Source organism: Bacillus pfraonensis (assembly GCF_050768835.1).
Classification (GTDB): Bacteria; Bacillota; Bacilli; order Bacillales; family Bacillaceae_G; genus Bacillus_A; species Bacillus_A pfraonensis.
Genome location: NZ_JAHCDO010000037.1, coordinates 21,445 through 36,478, shown reverse-complemented (window position 1 = coordinate 36,478; position 15,034 = coordinate 21,445). Strand labels below are relative to the sequence as shown.

The following is a 15,034-nucleotide window of genomic DNA, read 5'->3' as shown; positions in this document are numbered from 1 at the left end:
CTTCCTATTTTTCTGTTACATAAGCCCACTTGAAGCTGTATTCTGGACTAATATTATGTTTTACAATTCCTTTTACAGTTGGTTTCATTACATATGATCTAGCACTTTGATATAATGGTATAAGTGCTACATCTTCTTCTAATAAGATTTTTTCAGCCTTACCTAATTCTTCCCAACGCTTCTTCGCATCCGCCATCAAATCTGTTTTTCCTTTATTGATAATTTCATCATATTTTGGATTTGAATAACTCATTTGGTTTTGAGAATTTGTCGTTTCAAACATATCTAAATATGTCATTGGATCCGCGTAGTCTGGGCTCCAGCCGCCATATGAGAAATCGTAATCTTGATCAGATTCTAATTTCAGCTTTTGTTTGAATGGCTGCATTTTAATATTTACTGTTACACCTTTTAAGTTTTTCTCAATTTGATCTTTTACATATTCCCCAACTTTTTTCGCATTACTTGTATCATAGTTTAAGAACTCTAATGTCACTTGATCTTTACCAAGTTCTTTTTTCGCTTCTTCCCATGCTGCCGCTGCTTTTTTCGCATCTGGCTTTAATCCCGTTTTAAATGTTTCTGCAAAATCCTTTCCATCAGGACCAGCCGCTAATCCTTTCGGTACTAAGTTATCTGCAGGTTTCGAGCCATCATTTAAAATAACATTTGCTAGATCCTTTTTGTTAACAGATAACGCGATTGCTTCACGTAATTTTTTACTCTTAAGTGGCGTATCTTGGCCAGCTCGTTTTTGATTTAAGCGTAAGTAGAATGTACTTGGTTCTGAATATGTGCCAAATTCTTCTTTGTTATTTCTATATTTATCAACAAATTCTCCACTTAATAAAGCAAAATCAATTTGACCGCTATCATATAGATTCACTCGAGTAGCTGCATCTTTTACAACACTGAAGTTAATTTCCTCTAATTTTACAGTCTTTTTATCCCAATAACTATCATTTTTCTTCAGTTTCCAGCCCTCTTCATGTTTCCAGTCTGTTAAAACGAATGGTCCGTTGTAAAGTGTTGTATCCGATTCTAAACCGAATTTCTCTCCTTTTTCTTTTACGAACTTTTCATTTAATGGGTAATATGATACAAACGCCGTTAAATTTAAGAAGTAAGGTGTTGCTCTTTCTAGTTCTACTTCCAGTGTGTGATCATCTACTGCTTTTGCCCCTAGTGTAGATACTTCTGCTTTTCCTTTATTAATTGCTTCTGCATTTTTAATGTAGTATCCAATAAATGCGTACTCTGCAGCTGTTTTTGGATCTACTAAGCGCTGCCACGCATACACGAAATCTTTCGCTGTTACTGGTTCACCGTTTGACCATTTTGCATCTTTTCGAAGTTTAAATGTATATTTTTTGCCATCCTCGCTTTTCTTGCTAGATTCTGCGACAGCTGGGATTGGCTTATTATCTTTATCAAGGCGATATAGGCCTTCCATTGTATTCCCTAAAATTTGCGAACCAAGTGTATCCGTATTTTTCGTAACATCCATTGTTGGAATTTCATTTGTTTCTGTACGATTCATCACTTGTTTTGCTGCATATTTAATATCCGATTTTTTCTCTTCCCCACTATTAGACGTTGTACTTGTTTTCTTATCTCCGCCTGATCCAGAGCATGCTGTGAGTGCCATGCTTACTGCTAAAACTGGTGCTACAACTGCTGTTAATTTTTTCACCTTTTTCATTTGTTTCCCCTCCCTAAATTATATGTACGATGCTACTCTCGAGAGATATCCTGATATCTATTAAGTTATCAGAAGATTCTTATTAATTAATATTCTACTATTTTTTTCAAGTTTGTAAAGTTTATTTTTAAAAAATTCTGAAAATAATTTTTCTATAATAATAATCCACTTTTTAATAGAACCATTACAAGATTCTCCCCATCTACTATATGAGCATCAAAACCTTCTTATTCTTTTCTATTTTTTAAGCGCTATTATATATGCCTCTTTCTCGTTATAAATCATTTGAATGTAAGGCATTCCTTTCATTTTTTCTTCCACTCTTAATCAATTCAAAGTCATTAGCCAGATTCTTCTCATGAAAAAACATCTCCAAAAGTAGTGTATTTACCTCTGGAGACGCTTGTTTAAAGCTTATTATTTTCCGCCCTTCTCCTCTACATACGCCCACTTGAAGCTATACTCTGGGCTGATATTATGTTTTACAATTCCTTTTACATTTGATTTCATTACATACGCATTACCTCTTTGATATAACGGAACCATTGCTACATCTTCTTCAAGTAATAATTTCTCTGCTTTTCCTAACACTTCCCAACGTTTTTTCACATCAGACAATAATTCATTTCCTGCTTGTTTAACCATTTCATCGTATTTTGAATTAGAATAACTCATCTGGTTGTACGGACTTTTCGTTTCAAACATATCGATAAATGTCATTGGATCCGCATAGTCTGGACTCCATCCAGCATATGAGATTTCATAGTCTTGCGCTGTCTCTAATTTTAACTTTTGTTTAAATGGTTGAATTTTCGTATTAATTGTTACACCTTTTAAATTTTTCTCAATTTGATCTTTTACATAATCAGCAACTTTTTTCGCTGTTCCATCATCATAACTTAGCAATTCAATTGACACTTGGTCTTTACCAAGTTCTTTTTTCGCTTCTTCCCATGCTGCCGCTGCTTTTTTCGTGTCTTGTTTTACACCACTTTTAAATGTCTCTGTAAAATCTTTACCATCTGGACCTTTTGCTAGTCCCTTTGGTACTAAGTGGTCCGTTGGTTTCGATCCGTTGTTTAAAATAACATTTGCTAAGCCTTTTTTATCGATTGATAGCGCAATCGCTTCACGTAATTTTTTACTCTTAAGTGGTGTATCTTGACCACCACGTTTTTGATTCAAACGTAAGAAGAATGTACTTGATTCTGCATACTCGCCGTATTCATCTTTCTTCGATTTATATTTATCAACAAACTCTCCTGATAATAACGTAAAGTCAATCGCGTCAGTATCATATAAGTTCACTTTTGTAGCTATTTCTTTTACAACACTATAATTAATTTCTTCTAGTTTTACACTCTTTTTATCCCAATAATTATCGTTTTTCTTCAACTTCCACCCTTGCTCATGCTTCCACTCAGACATTACGAATGGTCCGTTATATAAAACTGTATCCGCCTCTAAACCGAATTTCTCTCCTTTTTCTTTTACAAACTTTTCATTTAATGGATAGTATGATGCGAATGCCATTAAATTTAAGAAGTATGGAACAGGTTTTTCTAATTCTACCTCAAGTGTATAGTCATCTACCGCTTTTGCTCCTAATGTTGATGCGTCTGCTTCTCCTTTATTGATAGCTTCTGCATTTTTAATATAGTATGCAATAAATGCATATTCAGCTGCTGTTTCTTTAGCTAGTAAGCGCTTCCATGCGAATACGAAATCATGCGCCGTTACTGGATCACCATTTGACCATTTTGCATCTTTGCGAAGCTTAAATGTATACTTTTTACCATCCTCGCTCTTTGTACTAGATTCTGCTACCGCTGGAATTGGTTTATTATCTTTATCAAGGCGATATAAACCCTCCATTGTATTCCCTAAAATTTGTGCACCAAGTGTATCTGTTGATTTCGAAGTATCCATTGTTGGAATTTCCTGATTCTCTGTACGATTTAATACTTGTTTTGCTGCATATTTAATATCCGATTTTTTCTCTTCCCCACTATTAGACGTTGTACTTGTCTTCTTATCTCCGCCTGATCCCGAGCATGCCGATAACGCCATACTCATTGCTAGAACTGGTGCTACAACCGCTGTTAATTTCTTCATCTTTTTCTTCTTCATTTGTGTACCTCCCTAATTATATGTACGATGATACCCTTATTAGTTTTATGATATATTTGTATTATCAGAAAATTCTTATTAAATAATATTCTACTGTTTTTTTAAGTTTTGTAAAGTTATTTTTTTAAAATCTTAAAATATTTTCTACTATAATGACAATATCTTTCGGTTATATTACGGTGCAAAATTTCCCCATTCACTATTTAACAGCACAACACTTCTTATTCTTTATTTAAGTTCCTATTAAAATTCTTTATATATGATCTCTTCATCAAATATTGCTTCTAGTAACTGAACCTTTTTAAAACAAGATTCTCTCCATAGAAAAAAGCACCTCCAAAAGTAGATATACTACTTTTAGAAATGCTTTTTTATCTTTGTTACTTACTATTTTCCTCTGTTACATAAGCCCACTTGAAGCTGTATTCTGGACTGATGTTATGTTTTACAACACCTTTTACGTTTGGTTTCATTACATACGATCTAGCATTTTGATGTAATGGTACAAGCGCTACATCTTCTTCCAGTAATAGTTTTTCAGCCTTACCTAACTCTGCCCAACGTTTCTTCGCATCCGCCATTAAATCTGTCTTACCTTGTTTGATGATTTCATCATATTTTGGATTTGAATAACTCATTTGGTTTTGAGAGTTTGTAGATTCAAACATATCTAAATATGTCATTGGATCCGCGTAGTCTGGGCTCCAGCCGCCATATGAGAAATCGTAATCTTGATCAGATTCTAATTTCAGCTTTTGTTTGAATGGCTGCATTTTAATATTTACTGTTACACCTTTTAAGTTTTTCTCAATTTGATCTTTTACATATTCCCCAACTTTTTTCGCATTACTTGTATCATAGTTTAAGAACTCTAATGTCACTTGATCTTTACCAAGTTCTTTTTTCGCTTCTTCCCATGCTGCTGCTGCTTTTTTCGTATCATGTTTTAAACCATTTTTAAACTCTTCTTGGAAGTCTTTTCCGTCAGAACTCTTTGCTAATCCTTTTGGTACTAAATAATCCGCAGGTTTCGAACCGTCATTTAGGATAACATTTGCTAAATCTTTTTTATTAATAGACAATGCAATTGCTTCACGTAATTTCTTGCTCTTAAGTGGTGTATCTTGATTCGCGCGTTTTTGGTTTAAACGTAAGTAGAATGTGCTTGGTTCAGAATATGTTCCAAACTCTCCTTCTTTGTTTCTATATTTATCAACAAACTCCCCACTTAGTAAAGTAAAGTCAATTTGGCCACTATCATATAGATTTACACGAGTTGCCATATCTTTTACAACACTGTAGTTAATCTCATCTAATTTTACAGTCTTTTTATCCCAATACTTATCATTTTTCTTCAGTTTCCAACCTTCTTCATGTTTCCAATCCGTTAAAACAAATGGTCCATTGTAAACTGTCGTATCAGACTCTAAACCAAATTTATCGCCCTTTTCTTTTACAAACTTTTCATTTAGTGGATAGTACGATGGAAACGCTGTTAAGTTCAAGAAGTATGGAGTTGGTCTTTCCAGCTCTACTTCAAGTGTGTGATCATCTACTGCTTTTACGCCTAGTGTAGATACTTCCGCTTTTCCTTTATTAATTGCTTCTGCATTTTTAATGTAGTATGCAATAAATGAATACTCTGCAGCTGTATTTGGATCTAGTAAACGTTGCCATGCATACACGAAATCTTTCGCTGTTACTGGATCACCGTTTGACCATTTTGCATCTTTACGAAGCTTAAATGTATATTTTTTACCATCTTCACTTGTTGTGCTAGATTCAGCAGCAGCTGGGATTGGCTTATTATCTTTATCAAGACGATATAGACCTTCCATCGTATTCCCTAAAATTTGAGATCCAAGAGTATCCGTATTTTTCGAAACATCCATTGTTGGAATTTCGTTTGTTTCTGTACGATTCAGTACTTGTTTCGCTGCTAATTTCTCACCTGATTTGCTATCACTTCCGCTTGAATTCGTACTTGTTTTTTTGTCTCCACCTGTAGAACATGCTGTCAATGCCATACTCATTGCTAAAACTGGTGCTACGACTGCTGTTAGTTTTTTCATTTTTTTCTTTTTCACTTTTGTACCCTCCCTAATTACCTGTACGTTTCTAGATTAAGAAATTTCTGATAATTCTATTTTTCTTTATATATTTATCAGAAGATTACTATTACTTATTATTCTACTAATTTTTTAATTTTTGTAAAGTATTATTATTGAAAATTTTAAAAAAATTATTTTATTACAGTAACATTCATAAAAATTCTTTTTTATTTTACAGAAATTTCTGACTAATATAACATATACCTCTCTATTCTTCCATTTATTACGATTCAATAAAAAATCATTATGAATTATTGTTAATAAATAGTGTATAAATTTAACAAATCCTTTTTTAACAAAATAAAACAGGCCAGAGAAACTGACCTTTTTATCCGGCTATCTTTTCTTTCTGCATCTCAAATAACATCTGTTTATGCTTCTCTTCATTAAATTCATTTTCGCTTTTTGCAACAACTACAGTGGCAATACCATTCCACCAAACGCTCTGAGCGGTGCTAATTTCATGACGATCGATAAAATATTAAAAAACACTTTAGATAACCGTTCAAAAAAATCAATAACAGGTTTCCCATTTTTTCCAAGCATCGTTAAACCTGCACCAAATAAAATATAAAAGTATCACCTTTCGCAAATGCATCAACCATGTTAGATGAAACAATATGTAAAAAGAAATCAATCCACTTCATTTCTTGGCCGCTTTGTACGTATTGCAAAACGTCTCCACCTAAAAATTTTCATGTCATTTTTTGTGATACAAAACAAAAAAGCAGAGCTTATTAAAGCCCTACTTAATTAAGACATCCTATCTCTAACCTTCTTCCTCTTCTTTTTCAACTTTTTGCTTACTTACTCCCAGATGTGTTCGAAGTGTATTACTAAGCTCTCTTAAACTTTTTGTATCTGGATTATAATAATATACACGTTCACCGTTCGGCCCATTAGGCAAATACAAATCATCTCCAGCTAATTGGATTTTTTCAATTGAAGCATTTAATCCATATTTATAAAATGATAGCATATCACCTAAGGCTAAGTTCGTCTTCAAATCACCATCTACAGCATCAATCATTTTTCCTATTTTCGTAACAGATCCTACACTTTTTAATTTTGTTAAGATCGCTTCAATGACGAGTTGCTGACGCTGTCCCCTCATGGCATCACTATCAATATGACGTGTTCTTGCGAGAGCCAGCGCTTCTTCTCCTGTTAATGTTTGCATTCCTTTTTTCAAATGGATAGCATAAGGTTCATCTTTACTATTTTGTTCAGAAAACTCAATTGGAACATCTATTTCAATACCACCTAAATCATCAACAATTTTTATAAATGAATTAAAATTGAATTTCACAAAATAGTCAACTGGTACATGTAATAGTTTTTCTACTGCTTCAACAGACGCTTGTGGTCCCCCATCCTTTCCATTCTTTACAAAACCTCTACCATAGGCATGTGTTATTTTATCTTTTTTCTTTTCAATTGGAATATATGTATACGTATCACGTGGTATACTTATTAACTTGACTGTCTTATCATCCTTATTAAAAGTCGCTAGCAATAATGCGTCTGTATGAAATGCCCCATTATATTCTTTTTGACGCTCCTCATTCTCGTCAATCCCCATAATTAGCAGAGAAACATTATTGGTTATTGGCTTTACAACTTCCCCACGCAAATCAGATTTTTCACCACGTGCTAGACTGAGAGAAGCTTTTTGCACCGCATTTGAAGCTTTATTGTATAAGTACGCACCGTATCCCACCCCACTAGCTAACAAGATCCCTAAAAATATTCCTACTACTGTTCTTTTTTTATATTTTTTCTTATTCTTTTTTTCACGCGAAAGCGAATTTTTCTCCATATTATTTCCCCCGATATATATTATTCTAGACGAATTAAAAACTAGCTAAATAACTAGCTCACTATTTATTCAATACGTTTTTTATTTTTTCATATGAAGAAACATCTTTTTGAAATATGTTTTCATCAATTCCTTTATCTATTTGTATCTTTTCCGTAGTAATAGAATATCGGATCATTCCATTATGAAAACTAAGAAAGTTCAACATAATCCCCGTATTTTTTTCTACAATCATTTCGAATTTCCCTCGTAAATCTTCAGATGTACTTAAAGGCATTTCTATGTTTATAACGCCCTCTATTTTATAACAGTTTAATCCAAGATATTTTATTTCTTTAAAATTCCAATCTTTATATCTAATTAACAAATCCGCAAACTCCGATTGAATACTATATTTAGCGAATCCAACATATTCATCATCATACCGTTTTTTTTCTCCCATTTTATTAAACGCTCTTTCAGTAGGTGTTAATTGTAGTAAATCTTTATTTTTAGGTTCTGGCTTCCAGCTCACTTCTTTATATGTATAATCTTTATCATTAAATTCTTGCTTATTCCCTTTGTTATATAAAACTGTCATTTTTTTTGACTGACGAGCCTCTTTAGAAGAAATTCCTCTTTGATTTTTTGTATCAATTGCATACTTATAAGTAGTAATAAGACGAGATGAGCTAGAGTACTCTTCAAATTGCCCTGTAACATCTTTAAAATAATCAATTGAATCCAGCATTTTTTGATGAATTTTCTCTTTTTCAGGATAATTTACATTAAGTTTTATTTCTTCCTCATTTTCATAATCTGAAAATGTCTTTTTCGTTACATATTCAAATACGCCACCTTTTTGCGCAAAACTTTGCACGGAAAATTCAAACATAGAAACGATTGACAATACCATTATTGCCGCACTAACAGCCATAACTTGAACTCTATAAGACTTCTTTTTTACCGGCAGATTATGTAATGTATCATTAATTTTCCGATTCAAATGCTCCGGTAACATTGTCTTCTCTCGTTCTATTCGTTTTCTTAGTTTTTCATCAAACAATTCATCCTTATCCAACACATACCACCTCCTATTCCATTTTTAATTGTTTCTGCAGTTGTTCTCTCGCCCGTGACAACCTTGATTTAACCGTTCCTTTTGGTATTTCTAATAATGCCGCAATATTTTCTTGATTCATATCTTCATAATAGTAGAGTACTGTTACAGCTTTTAATTCTTCGGTTAAAGACTGAATTGCATTATGAAGATCTATATCTTCATAAGAATCAAATGCTATCATGTAATCATTATTTCCTTCTATTGCAATTACCTTTTTTCGTGATCGTATCATTTCATTACACTGATTAATCAGAATTCGAATGCACCATGTTTGGAAAAACTCTTCATTTTTAAGCCTTTTTATATTTTCATAAGCTTTTAAAATTGTTGTTTGTATCGCATCTTCTACATCATTTTCATCATATAGCATTGCTTTAGCTATACGATAGAGTTGAACTTTATGTGTATGTATTAAAGAGACAAATGCTTCATGATTGCCTTTTTTAGCTAACGAAACATCACTCTCTTCCTTTACTATCGTTTTATATAACGGTATTACTTTCACTGTTTATCCTCCTGTTTTATTTCTCTCAATAAAACTTTACACTTATTAGACGGATTTGTAAGGAAAAAGGTTCATTTTTTTGTAATTTTCTAGAAATGAAAAAAGATAGTTTATTCCTTTAGGAACTAACTATCTTTTCCATCCTATTTGTCTATAGTGGTAAATCTCTCTTCTTAAATAACACAATTGCTACTGCAAAGATACAAATCGCGCCAAAAGTTAGTCCAACACTCACTGGCCATATGTTGTATGTCCCTGCCACAATTTCTTTTGGCCGAAACAACGTAAATAATGATATATTTCTCATCCATTCTAGCTTATCGCTTAATTTCCCTACCATATCTAGTAAATAAAATAAAATTGTCACACTAGCAGAAAGACTAAGAGCCTTTCTTTCATCATTACATATACAAGAGAATAAAAATGAATAGGCACTGACTACAAGAAACAACAGTCCCCCAACTAAATTCATTTTGAAGAATACTTCTTGATTTAAATTATTTTCTTTCAAGAGCCACTCTGCTCCTAATACACCCGCTCCATACGTCGCAAGTATAATGATGAATAGTCCTAGAATAAGAACTACTCCTTGTGTGATTGCAATTTTCACTCTAGATACCGGTGTTGCCAGCAAATAAGCCATCGCTCCTTTATCTACATGGCGAGCCATTACATGCGTAGCAACTGTCACACTAAAAATTGTCAAAATAATAATAAACAGCATCCCATAATATTCACCAGCTAAAAAAGCAATTACATTTTGAATGGGGGATTCCATACCAACAATTTTCTTTATACTATCTGGCATAGCACCTATTATTTCATTGAAACCTTTCGCCGACACCATCGATGGAAAGATCCAAATTAATAACCACAAATAAAGAGCCGCACCAATCGAATAACTCCATATACTTTTTTGATTTTCTTTAAAACTAGCTAAAAACAGCTGTTTATTCATGTTTCACACCCTCCTTCGCATCATAATAATGCATAAATAAATGTTCTAAATCCATTGTTCTCGTTTGAAGTGTTTTCACATTATACCGAGCAAGCGTTTGTAAGACTTCCTGATAATTCCCCTGTACAATAACGGATGCTGTATTCCCCTTTATCACTTCAAATTGTAAATTTTCCTTTTGCAAAGAACGTATTTCCTCTTGTGACGAGACCGTTACATCCATTACTTGTCTTCTCATTCCTTGTAAATTATGGATGTTTTCCACCGTTACAAGGCGACCATCCTTAATAATAGCTACCCGATCACATGTCCGCTCAATTTCTGTAAAAATATGAGATGACATGAGAATCGTCTTTCCTTTTTGTTTTTCCTCTAGTATGAAATCAATAAACGTTTGCTGCATGAGCGGATCCAAACCTGACGTTGGTTCATCTAAAATTAAAACTTCAGGATCATGCATAAATGCAGCTACAATTCCTACTTTCTGTTTCATCCCTTTAGACATTTTTCGAATTGGTGTTTTCACATCAAATTGTAATCTTTCAATGAGTTCATCACGTCTTTTTGTATCTTTCATCCCTCTCATACCTTGCATAAGTTTCAAAAACTCTAATCCATTCATGCCTTCTATAAAAGAAATCTCTCCTGGTAAATAACCAACTTCTCTTTGAATTTTCGCAGCCTCATTCCAGCAATCTAACCCAAAAATTTCTGCATGACCAGCAGTTGGTTTTATAAATCCCATTAAATTACGAATTGTCGTTGATTTCCCTGCACCATTTGGTCCTAGGTAACCAAAAACTTCACCTTCTTTTACTTGAAAAGTAATATCAAATAAGCCTTTTCCATTCGAAAACTGTTTTGTGACATTTTGGACTAAAATCATTATTCCACCTCATTTATTGAAATATTTAATGGTTTATATTTCAAAATTATTGTACTCCTCTCCAATCACATTGGCAACAACTTTTTGAAATATTTATATGCGTATATTTCAAAATTATTGTTTTCCGTTTTATTTTCTTGTATATTTTAAGTGAGGTGATTGTATTGAACGGGTTTGAAAAAGTAAAAGAAAAGAAAAAACGAGCTATTAAAGATGCAGCGTTGTTATTATTTTCAGAACGTGGATTTAACGAAGTAAAAATAGGGGATATTGCAAAAGAGGCTAAAGTATCTCAGGTGACAATTTATAACCATTTTGGAAGTAAAGATGCCCTTTTTAGAGAACTTATTCAAGAATTTACGACAACTGAATTTCAATACTATCAAGAAATAGCAGCTGAAAACATGCCATTTCATGATATGATGCATAAAATGATACTACGAAAGATGGAAAGTGGCAGTTTATTTCATCCTGAAATGCTGTTGCAAGCAACTCAAAAAGATCCAGAACTCCATGAATTTCTATATCGTTATCAACACGAGACAGTCCTTCCTTGGTTTTTCGAGATATTAGAAAACGCACAGTATAAAAATGAAATTAATCCAAACCTTTCAAAAGAAATGGTGCTACTATACATTCAAATGTTTAGTAAGCTAGGTGAAGATTATGGGGCACAGCTCTTAGAAGGAGATCGTAAAAAACATATAAAAGATATTGTTACGTTGTTTTTTTATGGACTTTCTAATCCCGACAATATGACTTGCAAAAATGAAAATGCAAGTTTGAATTGAGCTATTGAGATCAAGGGGGAATGTTATATGTCACAAGATAAACTGTTCTATGAATTGGTTTGTATGAGCTGTAGACAAATATTTAAAGCATATGAAGGAACTAAAATATACAAACTCTTTAAAGAAAATAGCAATGGAAAATACACTTGTGAGCATTGTAGTCATAATATACAGCTAGAAGCAATTAAAAATTTTTTTAACAAATATTAAAAAAATTTCTCTAAACGAATCTAACATATAATTTCAACCACGAAACTCATCAAAAAAAGACACGAAATCGTGTCTTTTTTATTTATAATGAAATAACCCTACCTGTTTCACTACTTTCAATAGCAGCTTGAATCATTCGAATTACTTGCAACCCTTCCTCCGCTGTTACTGGAGGCTGTAGACCATTTAATATGCTATCTCGAATCCCTTTGTAATACATTTCATAGCATCCTACTTCTGTTGGAATATGCTTTGTCTCTTCTTCTGTTTCTAAAACCGCAAACTGACTTTCCTGATCTTCTCCATATCCAATATCCCCTGGCTTCATACCGGCTTTTAATTGCTCTTCTTGTGAATCCATACCATATTTCACAATCGAACCTTTATCTCCATGAACACTAAAGTGAGGTCCTGCATGTTTCACATAACTACTACTATGTAACACGACACGCTTGATTCCATAGTGAAGTACAATATGGAAATAATCATCTGTTTCTGCCCCAGGTCTTTGCTTTACTACATCCGCACTAACAGCATCTGGTTTTCCAAATAAATGTAATGCTTGGTCGATTAAATGCGATCCTAAATCATATAAAATCCCTGACCCTGGTAAGTTCTTTTCACGCCAACGATTACGCACATGAGGACGGAAACGATCAAAATGCGCTTCATATGCATACACATTTCCAATTTGTTTCTCCTCAATTAATTTCTTTATTGTTAAGAAGTCATTATCAAAACGGCGATTATGATACACACTAACAAAAACATTATGCTCTTTCGCCAATCTAATAAGTTCTTCTCCCTCTTCAATTGAAACAACGAAAGGTTTTTCTACAACAACATGTTTACCATGTAAAATAGCTTCTTTCACAAATGGAAAATGCGTTGTATTTGGTGATGTAATAACAACAAGGTCTATATCATCTCGTTTTACTAATTCTCCAATCGTTTGAACCACTTGTACAGTTGGTAATGCTTCTTTCACTACCTCTTCTTTTGAAGATACAATCGCACAAATATCAAATTCATCTATCGTTTGTAATAAAGGGATGTGAAATGTTGTACTAGAAAATCCAAATCCTACAATCCCTACACCTATTTTTTTCATATAATTCCTCCATTTATGAGAACGATTTCATAATTATTATAGCAATTTTTATTTTATTTACATAACGATTTGCTCATTCTTAGATTAGTAAAAATAACGTAAAACTTTAAGCAGTGAGAATTTCTTCATACTCACTGCTTATTAACCCTCACCTCCCCCTTTGCTCTTGCCAAATTTTGAGTTGAGAGTCTTACTACCCGCAAATAGCGGAACAAAAGTATAGAAGATAAATAGAATTATAAAAGATGTGTATATTCACATCTTTTTCGACTTTTTAAGGAGCAACCTCATTACCATCAAACTAATAAAGTGAAACTTTAATCAGTGGGGGTTTTTCTCATCCCCCACTGATTATCAGCTCCCGCCGAATTTTGAGGTGGGAGTATTACTGCCCTAAAGTAGCGGGATAAATCTATTGACTCACCTAAATAACAAAACAAGCTGAATTCTTATAAATAGCTGTAAAGAAAAATTTTTCGTTTTGAGGGCACTTTAAAATATTTACTGGATGAGCGTAGTCAGCCTCCAAAAAAAGGATATGCATACTTCCAATTTATCTCATCTTATTTACTTTATTCTTCTATAAGATTTTATAAAATCAAAATTTTCTCAATATACAAAACAAAAACATAATTTATAATAACTCTTGAGCCAATCATTTTTAAAATTTATTTTTTATATTCTACTTTCTTAGAGGACTTTATTACATTATTTCCATCTTTAAAAAAGAAAGGTTGAAGTCATGAACAATACATAAAAAAAACTAGAATACATATTGTTTAGTAGCTGGTCTGTTTCTTTTATTGCAACACTCGGGAGTTTGTATCTGTCTGAAATAATGAAATATGAGCCCTGTACATTATGCTGGTATCAACGTATTCTCATGTATCCACTCGTTCTTTTACTAGGAACAGCTATTATACGGAAAGATTATAGAATTGGGGTTTATAGTTTGGTTCTCGCTATCCTTGGCGCATGTATAGCTGCCTATCACTATTCCCTTCAAAAAATCCCATTTTTATCTGAAAATGGAACATCATGTGGGAGAATACCTTGCACAGGAGATTATTTAGATTGGTTCGGATTTATTACAATCCCATTTCTCGCTCTAATAGCCTTTCTTCTTATTATTATTTGTTGCTTTATTCTTATTAAAATAAGCAAGGAGAGAAACAGTATATGAAAAAAATGCTTTTTTTCATTATTACTATTTTATCAATATTTACACTTATTTTTATTCTAACCAATAAAGGAACAAAAAGTGAAAAAACCACAAGTACTGAGGAGGTAGATTATTATAAAAACCAAATTACCTCCGAACAATTACAACAAGATCTATCAAATCAAAAAACAAAAATAGTTTATTTCTACAAAACGACCTGTCCGCATTGCCAAAGGATTTCACCAATTGTAGTTCCTATGGCAAAAAATATGAATATTGATATGCAAGTTTTGAATCTAGAAGAGTATAAACAAGGTTGGGATATGTTTCAAATAAAAGGAACCCCTACAATTATCTCTTACAAAGACGGGAAGGAAATGAACCGTATATTAGGTGAACAGTCCTTCCAAACGTTTCAAACATGGTTTGAAAACAACAAATAAGAATTTTCATTTTACTAAAACACTATTTTTTCAAACCTATATTCTATTAATTTATAGAGAAGTAAAGGGAATCTCCCTCATGCTTACCAATATTGAATACAATT

General features: G+C 32.8%; 13 protein-coding genes and 1 pseudogene. 4 read left to right on the top strand and 10 right to left on the bottom strand.

Annotated features, from left to right (window positions below; genetic code table 11):
- Window positions 1–4: 4 nt before the first annotated feature.
- From KFD70_RS24875 to KFD70_RS24835, 9 genes and pseudogenes are all read right to left on the bottom strand, one after another.
- Window positions 5–1,702 (bottom strand): peptide ABC transporter substrate-binding protein, encoded by a 1,698-nt coding sequence (locus tag KFD70_RS24875; RefSeq protein WP_336453834.1) that lies wholly within the window; start codon window positions 1,700–1,702, stop codon window positions 5–7.
- A 417-nt stretch (window positions 1,703–2,119) separates the two neighbouring features.
- The gene (locus KFD70_RS24870; RefSeq protein WP_336453835.1) at window positions 2,120–3,832 is read right to left on the bottom strand and encodes a peptide ABC transporter substrate-binding protein; all 1,713 of its coding nucleotides are present in this window, start codon (window positions 3,830–3,832) and stop codon (window positions 2,120–2,122) included.
- Between the two features lie 380 nt (window positions 3,833–4,212).
- The gene (locus tag KFD70_RS24865; RefSeq protein WP_336453836.1) at window positions 4,213–5,919 is read right to left on the bottom strand and encodes a peptide ABC transporter substrate-binding protein; all 1,707 of its coding nucleotides are present in this window, start codon (window positions 5,917–5,919) and stop codon (window positions 4,213–4,215) included.
- 441 nt (window positions 5,920–6,360) lie between these two features.
- Window positions 6,361–6,638 (bottom strand): annotated as a pseudogene (locus tag KFD70_RS24860) (cation:dicarboxylate symporter family transporter); the annotation flags it as partial.
- A 74-nt stretch (window positions 6,639–6,712) separates the two neighbouring features.
- On the bottom strand, window positions 6,713–7,762 hold the full coding sequence (locus KFD70_RS24855; protein ID WP_336453837.1) for an LCP family protein: 1,050 nt from the start codon (window positions 7,760–7,762) through the stop codon (window positions 6,713–6,715).
- Window positions 7,763–7,823: 61 nt separating this feature from the next.
- Window positions 7,824–8,822, bottom strand: coding sequence for an anti-sigma factor (locus tag KFD70_RS24850; RefSeq protein WP_336453859.1), 999 nt, complete (start codon window positions 8,820–8,822; stop codon window positions 7,824–7,826).
- A 13-nt stretch (window positions 8,823–8,835) separates the two neighbouring features.
- Entirely contained in the window at window positions 8,836–9,369 is a 534-nt protein-coding gene (locus KFD70_RS24845; protein ID WP_336453838.1) for a sigma-70 family RNA polymerase sigma factor, read from the bottom strand.
- Between the two features lie 151 nt (window positions 9,370–9,520).
- Window positions 9,521–10,327 (bottom strand): ABC transporter permease subunit, encoded by an 807-nt coding sequence (locus tag KFD70_RS24840; RefSeq protein ID WP_336453839.1) that lies wholly within the window; start codon window positions 10,325–10,327, stop codon window positions 9,521–9,523.
- Window positions 10,320–11,213 carry an ABC transporter ATP-binding protein gene (locus tag KFD70_RS24835; protein ID WP_336453840.1) on the bottom strand — a complete coding sequence of 298 codons (894 nt, stop codon included), beginning with the start codon at window positions 11,211–11,213 and terminating at the stop codon, window positions 10,320–10,322. Before KFD70_RS24835 ends, KFD70_RS24840 begins: the two co-directional genes overlap by 8 nt.
- A 137-nt stretch (window positions 11,214–11,350) precedes the next feature.
- On the opposite strand from KFD70_RS24835, the gene KFD70_RS24830 reads away from it, so the two are divergent.
- Window positions 11,351–12,004, top strand: a complete 654-nt coding sequence (locus KFD70_RS24830) for a TetR/AcrR family transcriptional regulator (RefSeq protein ID WP_336453841.1) — start codon at window positions 11,351–11,353, stop codon at window positions 12,002–12,004.
- A 27-nt stretch (window positions 12,005–12,031) separates the two neighbouring features.
- Window positions 12,032–12,214, top strand: coding sequence for a hypothetical protein (locus KFD70_RS24825; RefSeq protein ID WP_254610084.1), 183 nt, complete (start codon window positions 12,032–12,034; stop codon window positions 12,212–12,214).
- Between the two features lie 82 nt (window positions 12,215–12,296).
- Here the strand turns inward: KFD70_RS24825 and KFD70_RS24820 are convergent, their stop codons facing one another.
- A complete protein-coding gene (locus tag KFD70_RS24820; protein WP_336453842.1) occupies window positions 12,297–13,325 on the bottom strand; it encodes an oxidoreductase in 1,029 nt (342 codons plus the stop codon).
- 772 nt (window positions 13,326–14,097) lie between these two features.
- Here KFD70_RS24820 and KFD70_RS24815 point away from each other — a divergent pair.
- Window positions 14,098–14,508 (top strand): disulfide oxidoreductase, encoded by a 411-nt coding sequence (locus KFD70_RS24815; RefSeq protein WP_336453860.1) that lies wholly within the window; start codon window positions 14,098–14,100, stop codon window positions 14,506–14,508.
- Window positions 14,505–14,930 (top strand): thioredoxin family protein, encoded by a 426-nt coding sequence (locus tag KFD70_RS24810; RefSeq protein ID WP_431613451.1) that lies wholly within the window; start codon window positions 14,505–14,507, stop codon window positions 14,928–14,930. The genes KFD70_RS24815 and KFD70_RS24810 overlap by 4 nt, the downstream gene beginning before the upstream one ends.
- Window positions 14,931–15,034 lie beyond the last annotated feature (104 nt).